General features: G+C 51.2%; 23 protein-coding genes. 9 read left to right on the top strand and 14 right to left on the bottom strand.

All coding sequences use genetic code 11. The features are described from left to right. The first annotated feature begins 9 nt into the window (after positions 1 to 9). From hslO to DU002_RS07415, 3 genes are all read left to right on the top strand, one after another. Positions 10 to 891: an Hsp33 family molecular chaperone HslO gene (hslO, locus tag DU002_RS07425; protein ID WP_114337730.1), complete on the top strand. Its 882-nt coding sequence runs from the start codon at positions 10 to 12 to the stop codon at positions 889 to 891. A 190-nt stretch (positions 892 to 1081) separates the two neighbouring features. Beyond that, positions 1082 to 2710, top strand: coding sequence for a phosphoenolpyruvate carboxykinase (ATP) (pckA, locus tag DU002_RS07420; protein WP_114337729.1), 1629 nt, complete (start codon positions 1082 to 1084; stop codon positions 2708 to 2710). Positions 2711 to 2778: 68 nt separating this feature from the next. Continuing rightward, positions 2779 to 3075, top strand: a complete 297-nt coding sequence (locus tag DU002_RS07415; protein WP_233496443.1) for a GIY-YIG nuclease family protein — start codon at positions 2779 to 2781, stop codon at positions 3073 to 3075. A 24-nt stretch (positions 3076 to 3099) separates the two neighbouring features. Here DU002_RS07415 and DU002_RS07410 read toward each other — a convergent pair whose 3' ends face one another. From DU002_RS07410 to greB, 4 genes are all read right to left on the bottom strand, one after another. Next, positions 3100 to 3537 (bottom strand): tellurite resistance TerB family protein, encoded by a 438-nt coding sequence (locus DU002_RS07410; protein WP_114337728.1) that lies wholly within the window; start codon positions 3535 to 3537, stop codon positions 3100 to 3102. A 35-nt stretch (positions 3538 to 3572) separates the two neighbouring features. Beyond that, positions 3573 to 4883 carry a two-component system sensor histidine kinase EnvZ gene (gene envZ / locus DU002_RS07405; RefSeq protein ID WP_114337727.1) on the bottom strand — a complete coding sequence of 437 codons (1311 nt, stop codon included), beginning with the start codon at positions 4881 to 4883 and terminating at the stop codon, positions 3573 to 3575. A 9-nt stretch (positions 4884 to 4892) separates the two neighbouring features. Beyond that, on the bottom strand, positions 4893 to 5615 hold the full coding sequence (gene ompR / locus DU002_RS07400; protein WP_114337726.1) for an osmolarity response regulator transcription factor OmpR: 723 nt from the start codon (positions 5613 to 5615) through the stop codon (positions 4893 to 4895). A 147-nt stretch (positions 5616 to 5762) separates the two neighbouring features. Continuing rightward, on the bottom strand, positions 5763 to 6245 hold the full coding sequence (greB, locus tag DU002_RS07395) for a transcription elongation factor GreB (RefSeq protein WP_114337725.1): 483 nt from the start codon (positions 6243 to 6245) through the stop codon (positions 5763 to 5765). 126 nt (positions 6246 to 6371) lie between these two features. Here greB and DU002_RS07390 point away from each other — a divergent pair, with 126 nt between their 5' ends. Continuing rightward, on the top strand, positions 6372 to 8705 hold the full coding sequence (locus DU002_RS07390; protein WP_114337724.1) for a Tex family protein: 2334 nt from the start codon (positions 6372 to 6374) through the stop codon (positions 8703 to 8705). A 70-nt stretch (positions 8706 to 8775) separates the two neighbouring features. On the opposite strand, the gene DU002_RS07385 is transcribed toward DU002_RS07390, so the two are convergent. From DU002_RS07385 to bioH, 3 genes are all read right to left on the bottom strand, one after another. Further along, positions 8776 to 9717 (bottom strand): putative metalloprotease CJM1_0395 family protein, encoded by a 942-nt coding sequence (locus DU002_RS07385; protein ID WP_114337723.1) that lies wholly within the window; start codon positions 9715 to 9717, stop codon positions 8776 to 8778. Between the two features lie 47 nt (positions 9718 to 9764). Continuing rightward, complete coding sequence (locus tag DU002_RS07380) at positions 9765 to 10028, bottom strand: hypothetical protein (RefSeq protein ID WP_114337722.1); 264 nt, start codon at positions 10026 to 10028, stop codon at positions 9765 to 9767. Between the two features lie 67 nt (positions 10029 to 10095). Continuing rightward, on the bottom strand, positions 10096 to 10881 hold the full coding sequence (gene bioH / locus DU002_RS07375) for a pimeloyl-ACP methyl ester esterase BioH (protein WP_114337721.1): 786 nt from the start codon (positions 10879 to 10881) through the stop codon (positions 10096 to 10098). A 126-nt stretch (positions 10882 to 11007) separates the two neighbouring features. Here bioH and DU002_RS07370 point away from each other — a divergent pair, with 126 nt between their 5' ends. From DU002_RS07370 to DU002_RS07355, 4 genes are all read left to right on the top strand, one after another. Next, positions 11008 to 11745 carry a ComF family protein gene (locus DU002_RS07370; RefSeq protein WP_114337720.1) on the top strand — a complete coding sequence of 246 codons (738 nt, stop codon included), beginning with the start codon at positions 11008 to 11010 and terminating at the stop codon, positions 11743 to 11745. Between the two features lie 93 nt (positions 11746 to 11838). Then, positions 11839 to 12417: a Fe-S biogenesis protein NfuA gene (gene nfuA / locus DU002_RS07365; RefSeq protein ID WP_114337719.1), complete on the top strand. Its 579-nt coding sequence runs from the start codon at positions 11839 to 11841 to the stop codon at positions 12415 to 12417. A gap of 365 nt (positions 12418 to 12782) precedes the next feature. Further along, complete coding sequence (locus DU002_RS07360; protein WP_114337718.1) at positions 12783 to 14690, top strand: polysaccharide lyase; 1908 nt, start codon at positions 12783 to 12785, stop codon at positions 14688 to 14690. Between the two features lie 103 nt (positions 14691 to 14793). Continuing rightward, positions 14794 to 16731 (top strand): polysaccharide lyase, encoded by a 1938-nt coding sequence (locus DU002_RS07355; RefSeq protein ID WP_114337717.1) that lies wholly within the window; start codon positions 14794 to 14796, stop codon positions 16729 to 16731. A 64-nt stretch (positions 16732 to 16795) separates the two neighbouring features. On the opposite strand, the gene dinF is transcribed toward DU002_RS07355, so the two are convergent. From dinF to DU002_RS07325, 6 genes are read right to left on the bottom strand one after another with little or no spacing between them, the layout of a single operon-like run. Next, positions 16796 to 18142 (bottom strand): MATE family efflux transporter DinF, encoded by a 1347-nt coding sequence (gene dinF, locus DU002_RS07350; protein WP_114337716.1) that lies wholly within the window; start codon positions 18140 to 18142, stop codon positions 16796 to 16798. A gap of 5 nt (positions 18143 to 18147) precedes the next feature. Further along, positions 18148 to 18792, bottom strand: a complete 645-nt coding sequence (locus DU002_RS07345) for an SCO family protein (RefSeq protein ID WP_114337715.1) — start codon at positions 18790 to 18792, stop codon at positions 18148 to 18150. 3 nt (positions 18793 to 18795) lie between these two features. Then, entirely contained in the window at positions 18796 to 19704 is a 909-nt protein-coding gene (gene cyoE / locus DU002_RS07340) for a heme o synthase (protein ID WP_407642920.1), read from the bottom strand. A gap of 25 nt (positions 19705 to 19729) precedes the next feature. Beyond that, positions 19730 to 20701 carry a COX15/CtaA family protein gene (locus DU002_RS07335; protein WP_114337713.1) on the bottom strand — a complete coding sequence of 324 codons (972 nt, stop codon included), beginning with the start codon at positions 20699 to 20701 and terminating at the stop codon, positions 19730 to 19732. Between the two features lie 3 nt (positions 20702 to 20704). Next, on the bottom strand, positions 20705 to 21259 hold the full coding sequence (locus DU002_RS07330) for a hypothetical protein (protein WP_114337712.1): 555 nt from the start codon (positions 21257 to 21259) through the stop codon (positions 20705 to 20707). Further along, the gene (locus tag DU002_RS07325) at positions 21249 to 22016 is read right to left on the bottom strand and encodes an SURF1 family protein (RefSeq protein ID WP_114337711.1); all 768 of its coding nucleotides are present in this window, start codon (positions 22014 to 22016) and stop codon (positions 21249 to 21251) included. Before DU002_RS07325 ends, DU002_RS07330 begins: the two co-directional genes overlap by 11 nt. 29 nt (positions 22017 to 22045) lie before the next feature. Here DU002_RS07325 and DU002_RS07320 point away from each other — a divergent pair, with 29 nt between their 5' ends. Continuing rightward, positions 22046 to 22258 carry a DUF2909 family protein gene (locus DU002_RS07320; RefSeq protein ID WP_199405189.1) on the top strand — a complete coding sequence of 71 codons (213 nt, stop codon included), beginning with the start codon at positions 22046 to 22048 and terminating at the stop codon, positions 22256 to 22258. Between the two features lie 19 nt (positions 22259 to 22277). Here DU002_RS07320 and DU002_RS07315 read toward each other — a convergent pair whose 3' ends face one another. After that, entirely contained in the window at positions 22278 to 23168 is an 891-nt protein-coding gene (locus DU002_RS07315) for a cytochrome c oxidase subunit 3 (RefSeq protein ID WP_114337710.1), read from the bottom strand. Positions 23169 to 23176 lie beyond the last annotated feature (8 nt).

The following is a 23176-nucleotide window of genomic DNA, read 5'->3' as shown; positions in this document are numbered from 1 at the left end:
GGAGCCATTATGTCCAGCGCCGCACAAAAACAACCTGATGCGTTATATCGTTACCTTTTTGAACAAGCCAATGTTCGTGGCGAGCTTGTACAAATTGAAGATGCCTACCAGCAGATGATTAAGAATCATGCCTATCCGCCAGCTATAGCGACCCTGCTGGGGGAGCTGCTGGCTGTCACCAGTCTACTGACGGCGACACTAAAGTTTGAAGGTCATATTACGGTACAGCTGCAAGGCGATGGCCCGGTAAGGCTTGCGGTGATCAATGGCGATCACCAGCAACGGATGCGCGGCGTCGCACGATTTGAAGGCACACCTGAAGGCGTGACTTTGCAGGAGCTAGTTGGCAAAGGCCATATGGTGATCACCATTGCGCCAGAGCAGGGAGAGCGCTACCAAGGCGTTGTCGGACTCGATGAAACGTCGTTGGCCAACACCATAGAAAGCTATTTCCAGCAATCTGAACAGCTGGCGACACAGATCCAGTTGTTTGCTGATAGCAAACAGTGCGGTGGTATGTTGTTACAGATCCTGCCGGTTGCAGAACAGGCGCGGGAAGAGTTTGACCATCTGGCGAAGCTGACCGAGACAATAAAACAGCAAGAGCTGTTTACACTCTCTGCCAATGAGATTTTACATCGCCTCTATCATCAAGAAGAGGTCAGGCTATTTGAACCACAGCCAGTTCAATTCCATTGCGGTTGTAGTCGTGAACGCACCGCGGCAGCCCTAAGAAGCATGCCCAAAGCCGAGTTAGACAGTTTGATAGAAGAACTGGGCATGGTTGAGATCACCTGCGAGTATTGTCGAGAACAGCAAAATTTCGATGCCATCGATATTGAAGCTCTGTTCTCCAATAGCGCTCCTTTAGGGGATCAGAGCGCACATTAATGAAAAGTTGACAGCTGCCGCAGCCACTTGCGGCAATTTTTTTGATTTAAATCGTAATTAAAACTGCCGGTAGGTCTAGAATTCTTGTTAAAGTATAAAAACTGAGCAAAAACTCTAAAACAAAGCTCAGACTAAAACTCTGTACAAAAGCACTAAAACATAAAAATCTGACCCTACAGGAGACGCCCCTATGGATATTGCAACCAATAAGGCGCTAGCAAAACAGCTTGACCTGTCGAAGTACGGTATTACCGAGGTACAGGAGATCGTCTACAACCCTTCCTATGAAGAACTTTTCGCCGAAGAAACCAACCCAAATCTAGAGGGATTTGAACGCGGCGTACTCACCGAACTGGACGCTGTCAGCGTCAATACCGGCATATTCACCGGCCGCTCACCCAAAGATAAATTTATCGTTAAGGACGATGTCACCCGCGACACAATTTGGTGGACATCCGACAAAGCAAAAAATGATAACAAGCCAATTGATAAAGCGGTTTGGGATGATCTGAAAGATTTGGTGATGGACGAGCTATCAGGCAAACGTCTATTTGTTATTGATGCGTTCTGTGGTGCCAATGAAAGCACTCGCATGAAAGTCCGCATTATCACTGAAGTGGCATGGCAAGCGCACTTTGTGAAGAACATGTTCATTCGCCCTGAGCCCGAAGAACTGGTGGGATTCGAACCAGATTTTGTGGTTCTCAATGGTGCAAAAACCACCAACCCAAACTGGCAAAAACACGGCCTTAATTCAGAAAACTTCGTTGCCTTCAACCTGACCGAAAAGTTACAACTGATCGGTGGTACCTGGTATGGCGGCGAGATGAAGAAAGGCATGTTCGCACTAATGAACTACTACCTGCCGCTAAACGGCATGGCATCGATGCACTGTTCCGCCAACGTTGGTAAAGAGGATGACGTCGCGGTGTTCTTTGGCCTGTCTGGCACCGGTAAAACCACCTTGTCTGCCGACCCTAAACGGGCATTGATCGGTGATGACGAGCATGGCTGGGATGATGATGGCGTCTTCAATTTCGAAGGCGGCTGCTACGCTAAGACCATTCGCTTGTGCAAAGAGAATGAGCCTGATATCTACAACGCCATCAAGCGTGATGCGCTGTTAGAGAACGTCACCGTGGATGCCAATGGCAAGATCGACTTTGATGATGGCTCCACCACAGAAAATACCCGCGTTTCCTACCCGCTCAACCATATTGAAAACATCACGGTAGAAAACAAAGCTGGTCACGCCCAAAAAGTGATCTTTTTGACCGCCGATGCATTCGGGGTGCTACCGCCAGTAGCGAAGCTGACGCCGGAACAGACTAAATATCATTTCTTGTCTGGCTTTACCGCCAAGTTGGCCGGTACAGAGCGTGGTATCACTGAGCCGACACCCACCTTCTCTGCTTGTTTTGGTGCCGCATTCCTAACTCTACACCCAACCAAATACGGTGAAGAGTTAGTGAAGCGGATGGAAGCAGCGGGCGCGTCAGCTTACCTAGTAAACACTGGTTGGAACGGCACAGGTAAGCGGATATCAATTAAAGATACCCGAGCCATCATTGATGCCATTCTGGACGGCTCCATTGAGAGTGCGGAAACCAAGCAACTGCCGATCTTTGATCTGCAAGTGCCTACCGCTTTACCTGAGGTAGACAGCAGCATTCTTGATCCACGGGACACTTATTCAGATCCTGTGGAGTGGGAACGCAAGGCACAGCATCTTGGTGAGCTGTTCATTAAGAACTTCACCAAGTTTACTGATAATGACGAAGGTAAACGCCTCGTCGAGGCTGGTCCTAAGCTGGACTAACTAGCAGGGTTCACCATGGATGATAAGCCACCTTCGGGTGGCTTTTTGCATGGTAAGGCGGCTTTACCTTGTCGCAACAATTCACCACAATAAGCCCCATGTCTGAAAATGAAGCTACGCCCACTTGGTTTGTCTATATGCTGCGATGCGCTGATGATTCGCTATACACAGGGATAACCACCGATCTGCAACGACGCGTCCATGAGCATAATCACTGCAATAAAAAAGGGGCTCGCTACACCCGTCCACGGCGACCAGTGTCTCTGGTTTTCCAAGAACCCCAGGTCGATCGAGCGGCGGCCAGCCAACGGGAAGTGCAACTTAAAAAGTTAACCAGAAAACAGAAACTAGCTCTACTGAAATAGCTAGGGGTGAGGCACGAGCTGAGGCTATTCGGCCTGCAATTTCGCCTGAATATAATCGCTATGACTGACATAAAGCAGATCGGCAACTTTGCGTATGGTTGCCTCCTCCTGCGGATCGACCTCACCGTCAGCATAGGCCACTACCCATAATGCATGAATTAGCTTCACTCGCTGCTCACGACTGGCATTTTTCTTTATCGTAGAGGTGAACTGATATAAAGAAGTGGCATCATCCGAAGTTTGATTGGCAGTCGTGATCAGCTCGCGCACTTCATCATCAGACAGTTCAAAATGCTTTTTTAACAGCTGAAATATCGCTTCTTGTTCGGCATGGCTGCGGTCATCATCAGCACGGGAGACTTCGATCAGCAGAGCCGTTGCAGCCAACTTGTTGTCTAGCTGGGTTTGCTGCATTTCATTGCCCTGAACCTGATTAAAAAACTGTTTTACCTTAGCTAGCATTCCTCTCTCCCGGTTGCAGTAACGGCGCTCAGATATCAGTGCGTCACCAATAGTGCGATCTCAATGTTCAAGCCCCCATTGGGATGATTGGACAAGCTGACATTGCCACCGTGCATATCAATGATCCGCTTAATAATCGCTAGGCCAAGGCCACTGCCCTCACCGCCTCGCGCCTCATCCCCCTGGGTAAAAGGTTCGAACATTTTTTCGATCGATGGTTCCGGGATCCCCTGACCAAAATCTCGTACCTGCACCATAACAAGCTGATCTTTTGGGTTAAACGAGGTAGAAAGCTCAACGCGGCCACCACCATATTTGTGCACATTGTCCAATAAATTAGTGAATACGCGCTTAAAGCTGGTTTCCCTGACGGGTACAGGGGGAATCTCTCCTGGGCGAAAGTTAATCTCTTCGAGTTTGTTTTGCTCCGCACGACAGACATCATTAATCAAGTGATTAAGGTCCACTGGCGATAGCGTTTCATCACGATCGTGACGTACATAATCGATAAACTGGTCGATGATGGCATTCATATCTTCAATATCCGTGACGATGCCATCTTTCAGATAGTCCTCCTCTTGGGACATCATCTCTGTTGCCAACCGAATACGGGTCAATGGTGTGCGCAAGTCATGAGACACGCCCGCCATTAATAGCGCTCTGTCCTGCTCCAGACGCTGCACCCCTTGGGTCATCTGATTGAACGCACGAGTCACCTGAACCACATCTGACGCACCACGTTCAGCCAACGGCTCAGGATGCTCACCACGACCGACTGCGGCGGCCGCTTTCTCCAGCGATTTCAACGGACTATTCAATTGCCGCGCAAACAGCCACCCACCAACCACACTGAGCACGCCAATCACCACTAGATAAAGGGTTAAAGGACTGAAAGCGGTCTCTTCCAGCCCGCTCATCGGGATCCTTAACCACAAATTTGGTGCCTGCGGCGGTTTAACCCAGACACGGTAGTTTTCGTTCTGCTCGATCCAAACTTCAGCTTCCCCCCCCAGCTCTTCAGTCATTTGTTGTGACAAAAAGGCGTAGTAGGAAGCATTTTCCAAACCATTCGTCATTGCTGCTGGCTCAGTGTATGCCTCAATACCTGTGGCTTGGTGAAAACGCTCACTGAGTTCGCGAGGTACCCACAGGCGCTCTCGGCCGCCAATAGGTTCATCCAGAAAAACGACTTTCACCTGGTTACCCAGCAAATGCATCAACTGCTGATAGTTCGGTTTGATGACATAGAGCGCCACAGTGACATATGACACCAGCTGATTGATCAGCAGCAAGCTACCGATCAACAACACAGTCTGCCCGAAGGCACTACGGGGAAGAATCTTCATTAAGCGGGCTTAGCGCTCTTGGCCATCAGGAACAAACACATACCCCAAACCCCAGACGGTCTGGATATAACGTGGACTCGACGGGTCTTCCTCCAGCATACGACGGAGCCTGGATACCTGAACATCAATAGAGCGCTCCATGGCGCTGTAATCTCGGCCACGGGCTTGATTCATCAGCTTATCCCTAGACATCGGCTCTCTAGGATTAGTTACCAAAGCTTTTAACACGGCAAATTCGCCACTGGTTAGAGGCATTAACTCTTCGCCCTGCTTCATCTCTCGCGTCGCTAAATTTAGGCTGAACTCACCGAAGCTCACCACATTTTCAGTTAACGACGGTGCACCGGGCGCTTCGCGTACTTGCCGACGCAAGACGGCCTTAATTCGAGCCAACAACTCACGAGGGTTAAACGGTTTCGGCAGGTAATCATCCGCCCCCATCTCCAGCCCGATGATCCGATCCACTTCATCGCCTTTCGCGGTCAGCATCACAATAGGCAGTTCGGTGCCCTTTTGCCGCAAGCGGCGACAAATGGACAAGCCATCCTCGCCTGGCAGCATCAAATCTAACACCAATAAATGGAAATTTTCCCGCTCCAGATAACGATCCATCTGCTCGGCATTAGCGGCAGAGCGCACCTGATAGCCCTGCTCAACTAAATAGCGCTCCAGCAATGCACGCAAACGCATATCATCATCGACCACCAAGATCTTTGTGGTTTCCTGGATCATGAACGAGCACCTCCTGTCGAACCGCAGTAAACGGTATAAAATGCATTCTTGTTTTACTTCTTGGATGATAGTGTCATCCAGTTAGTTTTGTAGACAAAACTTACATTGTTACAAACTATTAACCCTATACTGAACAGTAGCATAGCGCTAACTCAAAGGGGCATAAGCGATCTCAACAATAAAGTAGGTCTGCTCACCTGAGGGGGTACTGACGCTGATCTCGTCATCGACCTGCTTACCCAGCAGTGCTCTGGCCATTGGCGCATCGATGCTCAATTTACGTTCTCGCAGATCAAACTCATCGGGGCCAACCAAACGAAACACTTGCTCCTCTCCCGCCTCATCCTCGAGCCGCACCCAGGCACCAAAATAGACTTTTCCCGCCTGCTGTGGCGACGGATAGACAATATTGAGCGCATCTAGCCGCTTGGTTAGAAATCGGACCCGACGATCAATCTCCCGCAACCTCTTTTTGCCATAGATATACTCGGCGTTCTCTGAGCGGTCCCCTAACGCCGCCGCTTCAGAAACCGCTTGGGTTACTCGGGGGCGCTCCTCTTTCCACAGGTAACGCAACTCACGCTCCAGCGCATCGTAACCTTCCCGCGTGATGTAGTTCGATTTTGCCATTTTGAATCTAAAACCCTCCTGCAATTTTCAGCCAAATAGGTTAGCCTGCTGCCCTTCGGGTGAGTGCAGCGTTTGCGTCCGCTGGCTAGCACCACAGCCTATTCTCACTACAGGTAAATGCAATAGATGCTCAATATTAACCGGACCATTGCCGATGAATTGTCGGTGAAAGAGATCCAGGTCACCGCGGCGGTGGATCTGCTTAATGAGGGCTCCACAGTGCCCTTCATTGCCCGTTATCGTAAAGAGGCCACCGGCGGCCTCGATGACACCCAGCTGAGAACCTTGGAGCAACGGCTAGGCTATCTGCGCGAGTTAGAACAACGCCGCGCAGCTATTCTCACAGCCATTGAGGAGCAGGGTAAGCTGACAGCGAGCCTGACAGGCGAGATCAATGCCGCAGATACCAAAACCCGCCTCGAAGAGTTGTACCTGCCGTATAAACAGAAACGCCGCACGAAAGGGCAGATAGCGATCGAAGCGGGATTGCAAGCGCTAGCGGATAAACTGTTGGCCGATCCGACACTGACGCCGGAAACGGAAGCACTGGCATTCATCAATGGCGACAAAGGCATAGCTGACACGAAAGCCGCCCTCGATGGTGCCCGTTATATCCTGATGGAACGTTTTGCCGAAAATGCCAACCTGCTGCAAACCATACGCGAATACATGTGGCATAACGCCGTGCTCACTAGTCAGGTTGTAACAGGACAAGAGCAAGCGGGCGCCAAGTTCTCCGACTACTTTGATCACACAGAATTACTTAAAAACGTACCATCTCACCGGGCATTGGCGATGTTCCGCGGGCGCAACGAAGGTGTGCTGCAGCTAAATCTGGATGCCGATCCAGGCCAAGAAGAGAAAAGCGCCAGCAGCCACTGCGAATCATTGATAGCCAACCAGTTTGAGATCCGCTTTCAAGACCGCGCGGCCGACCGCTGGTTGAAGCAGGTTGTACAGTGGACCTGGAAAATTAAGATCGCCCTCTACATGGAAACCGAGCTACTCAGCCGTGTCCGCGAGGCCGCCGAAGAGGAAGCGATTAAAGTATTCGCCAATAACCTGAAAGACCTGCTGATGGCGGCACCCGCGGGACGTAAAGTCACTTTAGGCTTAGATCCCGGCCTGCGCACCGGAGTGAAAGTGGCTGTAGTCGACAGTACAGGAAAATTGCTAGCCACCGATACCATCTATCCCCATGCACCGCGCAATCAGTGGCAAGCCTCATTGAAAACACTCAGCCAGTTATGCAGCCAGCACGGGGTTGAGCTGATCGCCGTCGGTAACGGCACCGCATCCAGAGAAACAGATAAGCTGGCAGGCGAGTTAATAGCCATGAGTAGTGGCCAAAGATTGCAGAAAGTGATGGTCAGCGAAGCGGGCGCGTCGGTTTATTCCGCCTCAGAGTTTGCTGCGCGGGAGTTTCCCGGCTTGGATGTATCACTGCGCGGTGCTGTCTCCATCGCCCGCCGGTTACAAGATCCGTTGGCTGAATTGGTGAAGATTGAGCCCAAATCAATCGGCGTAGGCCAATACCAACATGACGTCAGCCAAAACCAACTAGCCAAAGGGCTAGATGCTGTGGTGGAAGATTGTGTCAATGGTGTCGGCGTTGATATCAATACCGCATCTGCCCCGCTGCTGACACGCGTGTCAGGGCTTAATGGCACGCTCGCCGCCAATATCGTTGCCTATCGCGACAATGAAGGTGAGATACGCAATCGCAAACAGTTACTGAAGGTACCTCGACTGGGGCCGAAAGCGTTCGAACAATGTGCTGGCTTCCTGCGTATAAACGGGGGTGATAATCCACTGGACGCCTCCTCAGTGCACCCAGAAGCCTACCCTTTGGTAGAAAAGATCCTCAAACGTGTGAATGCCCCCATCACTTCGGTCATGGGAGACACGGGTAAACTACGTCAGTTGGATCCTGTGCTATTTGCTGACGAAGGCTTTGGCCTACCAACAGTGAAAGATATTCTTAAAGAGCTGGAAAAACCGGGACGCGATCCCCGTCCAGCCTTTACAACCGCGGCTTTCCAAGAAGGGGTTGAAACCCTGGCGGATCTCAAACCGGGCATGACGCTGGAGGGAGTCGTCACCAACGTTGCGAATTTTGGTGCATTTGTCGACATTGGCGTGCACCAGGACGGCTTAGTGCATATCTCCCATCTCGCTGATAAGTTTATCTCCGATCCCCGCGATGTGGTCAAAGCCGGACAAGTGGTGAAAGTAAAAGTACTTGAGGTCGATGCGCCACGGAAACGGATAAGCCTATCGATGCGCATGGATGCCGAGATAACTCAAAGCAATGACAACAAAGGCAAACCGCAAGCTGCTCGACGTCAAAGTAGCCAGCAAACCAAGCCCCGTAGTAGTAAGCAAGGTACATCAAGTCAGCCAAACGCTAACGTCAACAGTGCTTTTGCCGATGCATTTGCCAAGGCAAAACGCCGTTAGTTAGCGCACGGCAAACCTGTAAAAACAAAAAGCCCGCAACGATGCGGGCTTTTTTAATCAATATCCTCCGCTAAGCGGTGGCCAATATGCCTGAGCGATCTAACGCATTCACTTGCCGTTGATAGAAATCTTGAATACGACTGCCACGTTCACGGATCTCTTGTGATATCTCCAAACTGCGGGGGCCACCTGGAGAAAAATCGGTCAGTTGCTGAGCATCCACTTCATCCCCCGAAGGCTGACGGAAAAAACGTACACCGATTGTCGACAGCGGCTCAGCGTAACCATTGTCATCCTCGCTTTCATTGCCACGCAGGCTGTTTTCAAATTCATTAATTGCTTGCTGGGCAATGTCATTGCGTAACTGGGCAATTTTTGCACTGGCCTCGGCTGCCACCTGACGATCTTGTGATGAAGGCTCGGCGGGCGCCAATGCGGCAGCGACAACGGTTTCCAACTTCTGCAACGTCGCTTCAGGATCGCCTTTGACCTCAGAAGTATCGATCTGCACTTCACCGGATACCGCATAACTGACACCATCGGGGCCACGCTCCATCGAATAGCTGGGCGCGGAAGCATACTGCCCACCCACCAACGCATGCGCCTGTTCATGCGCTTTCACTTCCAGATCACGGGCGCGCAGCTCACCAATTACTTGCAGTTCTGCTTGCTCAACTTTTGCCTGACGTTGTTGTTCTGCCTGTTGTTGTTGCTGTTGTTGCTCTTTTTCACCATCCTGCTGTTGCTGACCACCGCCCTCCCGCTCGGTAATATCCGCACGACCGAAGCGCGCAGAGTCAGACAGATCATATTGCTGAGATAAATTCAGCGGATTGGAGATATGACGGGATTGATCTTTTTCAGCCCCAAGTGGAGTTTCGCGATTATAGGGGCTCAGCTCCCGGGATTGCGGGACAAGCTCTCGAAGCTGGTTGTCACGGCGCGCCGAGTCCGTCGGTGGGTTCGCCACATTGACAAGGACGGTGGGCATTTGCGGCATGACAATATTCATAACGCGGTTCCTATCGGGCAGATGTTAGTTAACATCTGCCGTCGCTATTAAGCACTGGTATCCAACAAAGAGCCGATAACTTCATCAGCGGTTTGGATCACCTGGGCATTCGCTTTCGCGGTGAACTCCTGTACCCGCAGATTGACTAGCTCTTCACTTAAGCTCAGCGCCTGCTCTGCTCCTAATACCTCTTCACCCTCTGGCTCTGGGGTGACAACCTGCGTAGCTATGTTGTTAGCAGTCTCAGCCACAGACTGCTCTGCTCGGCGCAATCCTTCGACGCCGGAGTTTACTGCACTGGGTATTTCCATGGTTTCGCTCCGGACACAATCAGGGTTATGTTCAATTATTAACCAAAACCGGCTAAAACTAAAGTAATTAATGCTTTCCTAAACGATCAATGAGCGCTGCTACAAACAGCTCCCCATGACTGATAAAGGGCGCGTGAGACGCCTTACTAAAGCAGACATCATTCCCAACACAGAGTTCATTAATCAAGCTTTGTGCCGCCGCCGGCACCAGCGCATCTAAACGACCATAGAAGCGGCTGATCGGCAGGTTCAGATCCGCTAATTGCGAACGCAGATCGACTGTTTCCAATAATTTTAAGCCAGAGGAGAGAGCCAATGGATGCGGATCTCGCCGCGCCATCAGCTGCTGCTTTAGCGCTTTTACGTCGTCGCGAGCGGTGGGGCTACCCATTGCCTGGATCGCGAGAAAGCGCTCCAAGGTACGACTAAAATTCTGCTTTAGCTGGGTTTGAAACTGCTGTAAGACCTCAGGTTTAATCCCTGGCCACTGGCCATCGGCAACAAATTTGGGGCTAGAGGCAACCAACACCAAGTGACTGACCCTGTGGGGTGCCATCAGCGCCACCTGTGTCGCCACTAAGCCGCCCAAAGACCATCCCAGCCAAATCGCCCGCTCCGGCAGCGCAGCTAGCAGGTGACTAGCAAGAGCTGGCAACTGGTACTCAGCCAACAATTCACTGTCGCCAAAGCCAGGGAGATCAACCAGATGCAAAGTATAGTGCTGGGAAAGCGATGCCGTTAACGATTGCCATACTGCGCCATTGAGCCCCCAGCCATGGAGCATCACCAGATCGGGCCCCTTGCCTATGGTTTCAACATGAAGATAAGGTGCCTCACTTATTTGTTCTGACATACAGGCTAAACTCTTCGTTAAACAGTAGTTCAAGGGATAACTATCCCGCTAAGGGGCGATAAACCCCTTAAGTGATGGCGGCATAGGTTGCCAGCCTATCGGCACAAGGGCAAGGAGGCTCGTTTTATGATCAAATCAATACCTGGATTACAGCGCTTATGGCGACAAATAGACCTGCAGCTCAACAATCGGTGCCTGCTGTGTCAGCAGCCAACAGTGCGTTTGAACCATGCCCTGTGCGCTTGTTGTTATCAGGATCTACCGCGGTTGCCACCCGGCTGCCAACATTGTGCCGAGCCACTGCCACAAGCTAAGCAACAGGTATGTGGCCGTTGCCAACAACACCCTCCCCACTACGCCAAAGCGATCGCCTGCTTACCCTATCAGCCACCTATTCAAGGGCTACTGGCGCAATTCAAGTTCAACGGCGATCTGGCTTGTGGCCAACTATTGGGCAGCCTAATGGCCTGCCACCTGAGGCAACAGGAGCAGGCCGCACTCACCGTTAATCCCGTTCTCGTACCTGTTCCTTTACATCGAAAACGCTTACGGCAAAGGCAATTTAATCAGTCACATCTATTGGCTCAAGTTATCGCCAGCAAACACAAACTGCGGCTAGATAGTCACTTGTGCCAACGCACTAAAAACACCCAAAGCCAACGAGAGCTGAATGCCAAAACACGCAAAGCGAATGTCCGCGGTGCGTTTCAAGTCACCCGCACGCTTCATGGCCAATCCATTGCCATTATTGATGATGTGATGACCACGGGCGCAACCGTCAATGAGATGGCCAAACAACTCTATCGGGCGGGTGCTGCTCATGTCGAAGTTTGGTGCCTGGCGCGGGCGGCGCCACCTCGTTGAGTAAGAGTGTTTCAGACTCAGTGACAACTGTTGTATGATAGAGCTTGAGTAAATTAGTCAGGCACTGCGACAAACGCGGTTGGTGAGGGATAAATGATTTCGATTTCCGATACGGCTCAGACCCATTTCAGTAAGTTACTGGAAAATCAGCCTGAAGATACCCGTATTCGTGTGTTTGTGGTAAATCCCGGCACGCCTAATGCCGAATGTGGGGTCTCTTATTGCCCACCTGAGGCGGTTGAAGAGGAAGATCTTCATTTCGACTATCCTCTATTTAAAGTGGTGGTTGACGAGCAAAGCGCACCATTTCTGGATGAAGCCTCTATCGATTTTGTGACTGACAACCTGGGTTCTCAGTTAACACTAAAAGCCCCTAATGCACGTATGCGTAAAGTGGCTGATGATGCTTCTCTAATCGAGCGCGTGGAATACACCCTGCAATCCCAGATCAATCCACAACTGGCCAGCCACGGCGGTAAAGTGACATTGATCGAGATTGACGATAACGGCTTTGCCGTATTGCAATTTGGCGGCGGTTGTAACGGATGCTCCATGGTCGACGTAACACTAAAAGAGGGGATCGAAAAGGAGCTGCTGCAAACCTACGCAGGCGAGCTTAACGGCGTGAAAGATATCACCGAGCACCAGCACGGCGAGCACTCTTACACCTAACAACGATGCCTATATTCGCAATTAAAAAAACGAGCCGACTGGCTCGTTTTTTTATCTCTATTACGAACACCTTTCGGTATACCTTCGCCTAATCACGCCTATCACAACAGAGCAAAGCAAAGCGTCACAAAACCGACGAACATCACAAACCACTTAAAACAAAGAAAATAATGGCGCCAATCTTTTGACACTGCTTATTTTGTAGGCATAATAACAAACGCGTAACATCACTTCGGCATCAATAAATAAAACAACACGATCTAAAACCAGGTTCGTAAGCGCGCTTGTCCAGGGGAGGACCCATTCCCCCTACCTCTGGGCAAGATGCGTCATTAGCTATCTTGTTTTAACCCCGAGGACCCTACATGTTCATAATAAATAGAAAAGAAAACACAGATAAAGGGCATCTAACTTCCGTTATCACCTTCTTGACGGCGCCTTGTCGTCAAGTGTTAACCATTGCCGCTCTCTCCGTAATTATCGGTATGTCATCCGTCGCCCACTCGGCCGATAGCTGTAAGCTGGTAAGAGATATCAATTTCAACAACCGTTCCGGTTCATTTAAATCGTACACGCAAGCAATGGCCACAGCAGATTTTGGTACGTTAGAAAAAAATGCTGCTGGCGATGTGCGAGGACTGGACCGCCCCGGAACCACATGGCGCGCCAGGAATGCCGTAGGTAACGGCGTACTGCGCACCAACTACCCTGCAAACATAGCAGGAGGCACCAACAGCGGCATCCTCTTTGATCAAAAATTCGCGGCTGCAGACGAAGCGGTCATGCAATACCGCATCAAGTTTGGTGAAAATTTCGAATGGGCTGCAGGGGGCAAACTTCCAGGACTGGCCGGTGGCACTGGGCGTATCCCAGTGGGATGCACGCAGAACCTAAATACCATTGAAAATGGCTTTTCGGCACGATTGATGTGGCGCAAACGAGGCGATTTAGTGGTGTATACCTATTTCCCTAATCGTTTAGAGCCAAGACAAGGCAACTGCGGTATCGACTACAAGTTTGCCGAAGTAGAAGACAACCGTTGGTACACCATTCGCCAATACATAAAACTGAATACACCCGGCCAGAAGAATGGCGTGCTTCGCATGGAAATTGACGGTGAAGTGGGCTTAGATATGCGCGATGTTGAATACCGCATCTCGGGCAAGAGCAGTGTCAAGATCAACGACTTCATCTTCCATACGTATCGGGGCGGCGGCGCAAACGACACACGCTTTCACTCCCCTAATAACGAATATATTTACATGGATGATTTCAAAGTATGGACTGGCTGCTCCAATCCTGACGCTGATATCCCCGATGAAACACCTGACAACCCGATTCCGGCAGAACCTGAGACATTCAGCTGTTTCGCAGCAGCAAAAGGGTTAGACGATGCTAAAGACAATTTTGCTAGCCAGTGCAGCAACTTCGCACGCAAAGACTGCGATCAGCTCTCTGCCAATGGTCAACAATGGTGGGTTTGCAGCAGCCAAACCATCGACGATGAGTTTGACCAGCCAATCGCAAATAGCGCTGGCGTAGTAGATATCGAAGCAGAACAGTACGCCCGGGCAATCGACAGCACCGCTGGCAACAAAGGAAATGCTTATCGCACCGGCAATGTCGATATTCAAGCCACCGAAGACTCAGGGGGCGGCTTTAACATCGGCTGGATGGCCGCGGGCGAGACCCTTAGCTATGACCTTCTGCTGACCAAAGCAAGAGATTACGTCCTTGAACTGCGCACCGCGTCGGCCAGAGACAGCGGCCTTATCTCTGTGCTGGTTGATGGCGAAACACGGTTGTCCAATGAAACCATCGACTACACCGGAGATTTCCAAGCCTATAAAACGCTAACTTTCAACATAGGTGAGCTATCCGCTGGGCGACATGACCTGACTATCGAGATACATAATGGGCCCTTTAATCTGAATTGGCTGCGTTTAACTCCAGCAACCGATGAAGCCCCTTCCGATCAACCTCCTGAAGAATCAAGTAACTGCCACCAATACACCGGCAGCGAACGCACTGAGCTCGATTTACGCAGCACCACCTGTGTTGATTTGCCTGCTAACTTGGCAGATAAAACCCTGCAGGTTTGGGATAGCGACACCCATAAACAGTGCAATTTCCGCGGCGCAGTAGAGTCACTTAATGGCAACGGCATGCACCAAATAGATAGCAACTACGAATCCACCACAGGGCTAAGCGGTACGCGCATTAACTTTAATGCCAGCAATGGCTGTGAGTTCGTAAAAATGCGCTTGTTCTGATCCTTCATCGACTAGCCACCCCGGCGCATACATCCATGCGCCGGTATGCACTGATTAATAAATTGAAAAAGGCAACGTTTACGCTGCCTTTAAGGGAGTCATTATGAAAATTGGCATCATACGCCCCATTCTTGCGCTCATTTTGGCGTCATCGGCTGGCTACGCTAGCGCCGAGGTAGAGTGCTCGATTGGTATCGTTAAAAACTGGAGCGGTGAACGCTTCATGCTCAAAGATATTGAAGTCACCAACACCGGCAATAGTAATAGCCTGTGGCATGTAAACATCGTCTTCGATAGCGACGTAGCACTGACCAGTGCATGGAGCGCTAAAGTTGAAGACACAGGCCAAGTCTTTACTGCGTCAGGTAATGATTTTAATCGGCAGCTTAGCCCAGGAGAAAGTACCGACTTTGGCATCAAAGGAGTCGGCAGCTTCAACCAGGTGAGTTGTCAGGTCGGAGAGGCGGTTATCCCAGACGAGCCCGACCTACCCGAGGGAAACCTTGTCTATAACGAAGATTTCGAGTCTTACTCGCTAGACGATGAATGGAAAAGTGTCGACGACACAAACATAGTTAAAGAGTGTGGCGATGGACGGGAGCAATGTTTACGCGTTAGCTATGCCCCAACCAGTCGCGGCTCTGACCGTCTGCAAACCAAGGTCGCGATCCCTGGTGGGGATCACTACAGCCTGGTCTATGACATCCTTTTTGAAGATGGTTTTGAATTTGTCCGCGGTGGCAAGCTACCCGGCTTGTCACCAACCGTGCATACCACCGGCTGCTCACCAGCGATCGCAAATGGCTGGAGTGTTCGCCCAATGTGGCGCCCAAACGGTTCAGCACAAGCCTACTACTACGGCCAAGAGCGTATTGAGCGCTGTGGCGACGGCGAGCGCAGTTTCGAAGGCGCATTTGTCACTGGCCGCTGGCAACAACTGGCTCTGGAAGTGAAGCTCAACTCCACCCCAGATGCCTATGACGGCAAAGTCGTACTGCGTGTTGATGGCGAAGTCGTTTCTAAAGCCGAAGGGATTAATCTGCGCGGCACAATTAACAGCGACACGCTGATTAATCAGTTCTTTTTCAGTACCTTTTATGGCGGTGCGGATTCGAGCTGGGCACCCAGTAAAACCACCTATATTCGTTACGACAATATTCATGTCATCGACCTTTCTCAAGACGCAGATCCATCGATCCCCTCTGAGCCGGACGAACCCACAGAACCAAATGAGCCAGAACAGCCAAATGAACCAAACGAGCCAGAACAGCCTGCCGAGCCCGGCGATGTCGTTGCTTACTACACCATGGATGATCTCGCTTCAGGGTTTCCAACCAAAAAAGAGTGGGTAACCGCATGGTCGCCAACCAAGTGGGTCAATGGCGCAACGGAGCAACGTCTGTTCGTCGATGAAAATGTGCATTACGGCCCAAGTGGTAAGTCTGTTCGTACGCTCTACCCTCAGGGCAAACGCACCTCCTCCGATAGTGGTGCCCAGTGGCACATGGATATCAACGGTGAGTACGAAGATATGTACTTATCCTATTGGGTGAAGTTTGATGACAATTTTGACTTCGTACTCGGTGGTAAACTGCCCGGCCTGTCAGGCTCGGTCTCCTTCACTGATCGTACCCATGAGTGGAAAGGTCGGCTGATGTGGCGTGAACAGGGTAAGGTCGAGTTTTACACCCATTTTGCCCACGATCGGGAGCGCTGGTGGTGGAATACTGAAGGGTTCCAGGCACAATTTATCCCCAACCAATGGCACCATGTGGAGATGCACTTCCGGATGAACAGCGCAGGCGAATATGACGGCTTGATGGAAGGTTGGTTTGATGGCAAAAAGGCCGCCTACTATGACGGCGTTAAGTTCCGTGACGCAGATGAGCCTAACAATAAGATCACTAAAGTCTTCTTCAGCACCTTTTTCGGTGGGAGTAGTGGCGACCGTTGGAATGCGACTAAAGATGAGTTTGCCTGGTTTGATGAATTCATCATCTCACCCAAGCGTATTGGCTACCCAGGTCCTTGGGTAGAGTAGTCAGCGACACCATAGAGCAATAATCAAGCCCGCGTATGCGGGCTTTTTACTTCTCGCGACGCAGCTAACGCGGCGCCCAGGAAAATGGCACCCGCTGAGAACGCCAGCCTTTTAGCAGCATAACGGCCAGCGTGACACCCCTCGCCGCCATAAACAGTAACATGGCGCTCCACAATGCATGATTGCCAGCCCCTTGCAACAACCACCAGGTAGGGAAAAACACGCCTAATGTTGAAAGCAGCATGCTGTTGCGCATCGCTTTACCCAGTGTCGCACCGATAAAGATACCGTCCAGCCAAAAGCACCAACAAGCAACGATAGGCAACACAATCAGATAGGGAAGATAGAGCAAGGCCGTTTCACGTACGGCGGTAATATCAGTCAGCCTGGCGATAATCTGCTCGCCTCCTAGCCAGAACACTAGGGCAAAGCCAAGCCCCAGCATCAAACTCCAAAAGCCGGAGATCCACAGCACCCAGATCGCACTTGCTCTACGCTGTTGTCCAAGTGCTCGGCCAAACAATGCTTCAGCGGCATAAGCAAATCCATCCAGTCCATAGGACGCCAACATCAGAAAATTAAGCAGCACCGCATTGCCAGCAATGATCTCATCGCCTAAGCGAGCCCCCTGCAAGGTGATAAACGCAAAACAGAGTTGCAACATCAGGGCACGAATAAAGATATCGCGATTCAGAGCCAGCAGGCCTTTGATCATTGGCCAGTCCATCACCCCCTGCCATGGCAACGGCACGGAGAGCCGCCTCAACTTCCGTTGAAACAGCCATAGTGCCAAAAGCAATCCGGCATAATCGGCAAGCACGCTGGCAGCTGCGGCTCCGGCAACACCCCATTGCAAGACTGGCACAAACAGAATATCAAATACGATGTTCACTAGGTTCGTCAGGAGCAGTACCCACATCGGAGCCTTCGCATCCTGCATACCAAGAAACCAACCCAGCAGTACGAGGTTCAATAGTGCTGCTGGCGCACTCCAGATACGAATATCGAAATAGACACCGGCATAATGGGTCACCTGTTCACTGCCACCAGCAACAGTTAACGCCAGCTGTTTAATCGGCAGCTGCAATATCAGCAGCGTAAAGGCCAGGGTCAGCGCCAATATTGCTGCTTGCCCCAAGCGTTGCAGAGAAAGTGAATAATCCTTTGCACCGTGTGCTTGTGCCACCAACCCGGTGGTGGACATACGCAGGAAGCCCAGTAGCCAAAAGAGTAACGAGATCAGCATTGCGCCCATAGCCACGCCACCAAGATAGTAACTGGCGTCCATATGACCTATGACAAAGGTATCAACAAGCCCCAGCAAAGGAACTGAGATATTCGACGCCACCATCGGCAGCGCCAAGGCCAACACCCGCCGATGTCCGGCCCGCAGCGCGAGGGGATGTACCATCAAGGTTAACCGTTAGGCAAAGCGACGATGACGGGGATCTCGTCAATTAATTGGGCAGTACTGACCGTTGGCACACTGCCAGGGGTAGACTCGGGTCGAAATCGAGCGCGCATCTGGCCATTAGGATCCAGTAGCACCATGCTGGCGCTATGATCGACGGTGTAACTGTCACTGTCTGTCGCATCCACCATGGCGTACACCAGTCCCATCCGCTGAGTCAGGGGGAACAACTCTTTATGCTCACCAGAAACACCGATAAATTCAGGATTAAAGTAGGTAACGTATTCAGCCAGCCGCTCAGCACTGTCGCGCTTGGGGTCAGCACTGATCATCACCATCTGTAACTCTGGGATCTGCTGCTTTAATTGCGGATATACCTGAGTCATCTTTGCCATGGTGGTTGGACAAATATCTGGGCAGAAGGTGTAGCCTAGAAACAGCAATGTCCAATGGCCTTTTAGTGAAGCATTAGTGAACATGCTCCCTTGCTGGTCTCGCAAGGTAAACGCTGGCAGGCTACGGGATGGCGAAAACAGATCCGCGGTAACCGCAACCTCTGGCACCTTGCTGATCTGCTGATAGCTGAACCAGCCCCCAATCGCCGCTGCCGCCAGCAGCACAACAACGCCAATCCGCATATACCAAGTCATGAGTTACGCCAATAAATAGTGATCTGTCAGTAGGATAATAAACAGTAACATCAGATGCACGATCGAAAACTTAAAAGTGGCCATGGCATCACCACTATTTGCTTTAAATTTCAAACGCCAAGCGTAATAGAGAAAGGCCCCATTCAATAAACTACTACCGAGCAAATACAGCTCATGGCTCATGCCCGTCAGATAGGGGAGCAAACAAACCAAGCCTAACAGCACGGTATAAAGCAAAATACAGGTTTTAGTAAATGCCACGCCGTGGGTGACTGGCAACATAGGCATGTTTACCTTGGCATAGTCATCTCGACGATGGATAGCTAGTGCCCAGAAATGTGGTGGTGTCCAAGTAAAAACTATCAGTACCAGCAACAGGCTGTGTGGATCAACATTGCCTGTCATCGCCGTCCAGCCAAGCAGCGGTGGCGCAGCTCCTGCCAGTCCACCAATGACAATATTCTGTGGTGTTGCACGTTTCAGGTAGAGAGTATAGATCAGCGCATAACCCACTAAGCTAAAGGCAGTAAGCCAGGCAGTCAGCATATTCACCCACAGCGCCAGTACAGCAAACCCCAATACAGAAATTAATGTAGCGAAGCTAAAACAGCGCATCGCGGTCAGCTGGCCGCGCACTAACGGTCGTCCCCGCGTGCGCATCATGCGCGCGTCAATTTCCCGATCCAGCAGGTGGTTATAGGCCGCCGCTCCAGACGACATCAAGCCAATACCAATCATCGCCGCCAGCAATAGTCCGGCAGGCGGTAAGCCATTTACCGCCAAACATGCGCCAACCAATGCCGTTAGAAGTAATAGCATCACCACTTTCGGCTTTGTCACCTGATAGTAATCACGCCAGCCCGCATCGCCCATCAAGGCGCTCAAAACGCCTCGACTACTCACCTGGGTCATGGTTTTACTCATTGTCTTTCTCCTATCAGGCCTTGCGTAGCAACGCGTAATTCGTAATAACCAATAAGCCAAGTAAGCACGCAGCGACCACATTGTGAGCCACGGCCACTGGCAGAGGTAAACTCAACACCACGTTACTGATCCCCAAGCCCACCTGGAGCAGCAACAGACCAACTAACGCCAGTGCCGTACGTCGAAAAAAACGGCTGCTAGCACAGTTAAACAAACGCCAGCTGAACCAAAGCAACATTCCGAGCACCACTATCGCCCAGAGACGATGCACCACATGGATAGTCATACGACCAGCATAATCCAACACGCCAAACTCGTAGTTCTCATGTCCCGGCTGCCACAACTGAAAAGCGCTAAAGTCTAATCGAGCGAGCCAGCCGTTTTCACAAAACGGCAGCTCAGTGCAAGCAAGCGCCGCGTAGTTTGTCGACGTCCAGCCACCGAGTACGATCTGCAGCACCAAGGCCAATAACACAGCGAGACTCAAACCGCTGAAGCGACGTAGTTCAGCATCTCCACCAGGTATACGCAGGGGTAACAAACGCACCACCAGCAGCAATAACAAACAGAAGGTCGCAAAGCCTCCCAGCAGATGAGCGAGCACCACCACAGGCATCAGGTTCATGGTTACCGTCCACATCCCTAATGCCGCCTGAAATATCACCAGCAATAGCAGTAAACTTGGCAAACCAACCGGCCCATCACGCTGTTTCCACGCCAGAATGGCCATGGCCAGCACCAATAAGCCCAACCCGCCGGCGACGTAACGATGGATCATCTCATTCCACGCTTTTTCCGGCTCCAGTGGGCGTTCCGGAAACGCTATTTGTAACTGTTCGGCCTGCTCTTGTGCCGGCACAGTCAAGTGACCGTAGCAACCGGGCCAATCCGGGCAACCCAAGCCCGCGTCAGTCAAGCGGGTATAGGCACCGAGCGAGATCACTACCAGCGCTAACAGGGTTGAGACGATCGCGAGGGCTTTCATTTATTAGCCTATCTTGGAGTTTTTCATCAGCTTACGCAGATCTTTCAGTAGCGCCTGACTCTGCAAGGTCAAGCTCTCGCCATCTTCATAGGGGTAGCGCAATACCAAATTGCCAAGCGGGTCCACCAGATAAAAGGCGTCGGAGAAGTAGCTTTTACCCATCGCGGTGACCTGCTCAAACTGCAGTGGTACGCCTACCGGCAGTTGCCAATTGCTGGGTTGGCCAGTACCCAAGGCGCGCAGCTGCGCCCGCTGCTGTTCCCGCCCCAACGCCAGCCATACATTTTGCAGCGTATCGATCGCTTGTTGGCAGTTTTCGCGGCAAGGGCGGTCAACAGTAAATACAACCAACCATGCCCCGGTTGCATCACCCCCGCCTTTTTCATCGATGGTTTCACCGCTGGCGATCAGCTCGCCTTTGTTCAGCACGGCACCTTGATACCAACCTTGATTGAGCACCAGATAGGCGATGGCCACCGGAAAAATAAACGCGGCAACGATGGCAATTAACGGCTTGCGATTTGGTTTTTTATCGACATTTTTAGTACTACGACTCATGGCTCTCTCTTGCTGTCTTTGTTACTCCGACGCTCAACATGATGGCGATAAACACTAACGCCATGCTGAACCATTGAAACGCGTAAGCCTGATGCTTTTCCACCGAGACCGTGGTAACCGGCCACTCTCGTGGATAGCCGATAGGTAACTGCTGATCCAACAGCAACAGGTCGCTACGCAATGGGTTGGTAAATAGTGGCTGCAGCGCAGCAATATCGAGGGTTTGCAGGCGCAACGGCCAATTTGGATGTTGCGCGATGGTTTGTTGACTCAACACCATGACCTGCTGTTGCAGCGATTTGATCCGACCTTGGATGCTCTGCTCACCGTGCAAACCAACAGCGGCCAGATCAAGCTCCGGTAACTCCGCCCGTTGCAACGACGCGGGGACAAAGCCAATATTCACCAACTGGATCTGCGAACTATGGGCTAGCTGGAGGGGCAGCACCACCTGATACCCTACCCGCTTCTGCCATATTTGATTGTCTAACAAGATTACCTGATCGAGGAGAAATCGCCCTGAGATCTTTACTGTCTGTCCGACCATGTCGGCGTCATTTGCAAAACTATCCAACGGGCGCGCTCCCGCCTCGACACTTTTCTCTGCGGTAGCAATGAGTGATTGTTTAAATTCGGCACGGGATAGCTGCCAAAAACCAAGTCGCAATAACAACGCGGCCAGCAAGATGGCGAGTAGCAGCACCCACCAGGATAACTGCAGTTGATACCCTCCGCCGGGCAGGTCAAACTGCATCATCTACCCATCTCCACGAAGGTCGCTCAGTCATGTTATTGCTCACCAAAGGCATCATCCTATTACTGCTTGGCATCATCCTGTTTAACCTGTTTAGCGGCCTATTCTCTATGTTGCGACAAAACAACGATAAACCCATGTCCCATTATCTCGGTCGGCGCGTACTTTACTCAGCCGTGGTGCTGGTGCTACTCCTACTGCTGATGGCAACAGGTATTCTTCCCCATAACCCTCGCCCCTATTAGGCGGCAAAAAGTCCCTGCGCTACAAAATGTAGACAAATACAAATAGGCAAAGCCAAACCACATCAACAAAGTGCCAATACCAAGCACCAGCTTGAAAACCAAAATGTTGCTTTGGCGTAAAGTGCCCCTTAAGAATGCGCAGCAACAAAATAAACAGAATTAAGGTGCCCAGCGTCACATGCATGCCATGGAAACCGGTAAGCAAGAAGAAGGTGTTGCCATAAACACCAGCATCCAATGTCAGCCCCATCTCTTGATAGGCATGGATATACTCTTCAACCTGTAAGAACAGAAAGCCGATCCCCAACAACACGGTTAACGCGAGCAGGCCAATCAATTGCTTACGTTTGTTCTGCTCCAAACCCACATGGGCAAAATGCAAAGTGACCGATGAGACCAGAAGGATAATGGTATTGTACAGGGGCAGACCGCCCCACCCCATCGCCTCGGTGGTTGTGCCGTCCGGTGTACTGACCAACGGCCAGTGAGCAACGAATTCCGGCCACAAGATGGCATTGGTCATGGCGTTATTGCTGTCACCGCCGAGCCATGGCACAGCAAAGATACGGGCATAAAACAGCGCACCGAAGAAGGCACAAAAGAACATCACTTCAGAAAAAATAAACCAGCTCATGCCTTGGCGAAACGAGCGATCCATTTGCGCACTGTACAGCCCCGACATCGACTCGTTAATGACATTACCAAACCAGCCAAACAACATGATCACCAGCAACAACAAGCCGCTAAAAAGGACCCATTGCCCCCAGCCGCCACCAGCTTCCATCTGTTGCACGCTGGTGCCAGCGCCCACGGCGATCAGACAAAGTGCTATCGCTCCAATGATCGGCCATGGACTTTGCTCTGGGACGTAGTAACTGGGTGTTTCTGTGTGCGTGGTTTCTGAAGCCATAGCTCCCC

The organism is Corallincola holothuriorum (genome assembly GCF_003336225.1).
Lineage (GTDB): Bacteria > Pseudomonadota > Gammaproteobacteria > Enterobacterales > Neiellaceae > Corallincola > Corallincola holothuriorum.
This window is presented reverse-complemented; position numbering and strand designations above follow the sequence as displayed.

Coding starts and splice junctions, on each gene's coding strand:
- hslO (WP_114337730.1), top strand. CDS start 10: ATGTCCAGCGCCGCACAAAAACAACCTGATGCGTTATATCGTTACCTT.
- pckA (WP_114337729.1), top strand. CDS start 1,082: ATGGATATTGCAACCAATAAGGCGCTAGCAAAACAGCTTGACCTGTCG.
- DU002_RS07410 (WP_114337728.1), bottom strand. CDS start 3,537: ATGCTAGCTAAGGTAAAACAGTTTTTTAATCAGGTTCAGGGCAATGAA.
- envZ (WP_114337727.1), bottom strand. CDS start 4,883: ATGAAGATTCTTCCCCGTAGTGCCTTCGGGCAGACTGTGTTGTTGATC.
- ompR (WP_114337726.1), bottom strand. CDS start 5,615: ATGATCCAGGAAACCACAAAGATCTTGGTGGTCGATGATGATATGCGT.
- greB (WP_114337725.1), bottom strand. CDS start 6,245: ATGGCAAAATCGAACTACATCACGCGGGAAGGTTACGATGCGCTGGAG.
- DU002_RS07390 (WP_114337724.1), top strand. CDS start 6,372: ATGCTCAATATTAACCGGACCATTGCCGATGAATTGTCGGTGAAAGAG.
- DU002_RS07385 (WP_114337723.1), bottom strand. CDS start 9,717: ATGAATATTGTCATGCCGCAAATGCCCACCGTCCTTGTCAATGTGGCG.
- DU002_RS07380 (WP_114337722.1), bottom strand. CDS start 10,028: ATGGAAATACCCAGTGCAGTAAACTCCGGCGTCGAAGGATTGCGCCGA.
- bioH (WP_114337721.1), bottom strand. CDS start 10,881: ATGTCAGAACAAATAAGTGAGGCACCTTATCTTCATGTTGAAACCATA.
- DU002_RS07370 (WP_114337720.1), top strand. CDS start 11,008: ATGATCAAATCAATACCTGGATTACAGCGCTTATGGCGACAAATAGAC.
- nfuA (WP_114337719.1), top strand. CDS start 11,839: ATGATTTCGATTTCCGATACGGCTCAGACCCATTTCAGTAAGTTACTG.
- DU002_RS07360 (WP_114337718.1), top strand. CDS start 12,783: ATGTTCATAATAAATAGAAAAGAAAACACAGATAAAGGGCATCTAACT.
- DU002_RS07355 (WP_114337717.1), top strand. CDS start 14,794: ATGAAAATTGGCATCATACGCCCCATTCTTGCGCTCATTTTGGCGTCA.
- dinF (WP_114337716.1), bottom strand. CDS start 18,142: ATGGTACATCCCCTCGCGCTGCGGGCCGGACATCGGCGGGTGTTGGCC.
- DU002_RS07345 (WP_114337715.1), bottom strand. CDS start 18,792: ATGACTTGGTATATGCGGATTGGCGTTGTTGTGCTGCTGGCGGCAGCG.
- cyoE (WP_407642920.1), bottom strand. CDS start 19,704: ATGACCCAGGTGAGTAGTCGAGGCGTTTTGAGCGCCTTGATGGGCGAT.
- DU002_RS07335 (WP_114337713.1), bottom strand. CDS start 20,701: ATGAAAGCCCTCGCGATCGTCTCAACCCTGTTAGCGCTGGTAGTGATC.
- DU002_RS07330 (WP_114337712.1), bottom strand. CDS start 21,259: ATGAGTCGTAGTACTAAAAATGTCGATAAAAAACCAAATCGCAAGCCG.
- DU002_RS07325 (WP_114337711.1), bottom strand. CDS start 22,016: ATGATGCAGTTTGACCTGCCCGGCGGAGGGTATCAACTGCAGTTATCC.
- DU002_RS07320 (WP_199405189.1), top strand. CDS start 22,046: ATGTTATTGCTCACCAAAGGCATCATCCTATTACTGCTTGGCATCATC.
- DU002_RS07315 (WP_114337710.1), bottom strand. CDS start 23,168: ATGGCTTCAGAAACCACGCACACAGAAACACCCAGTTACTACGTCCCA.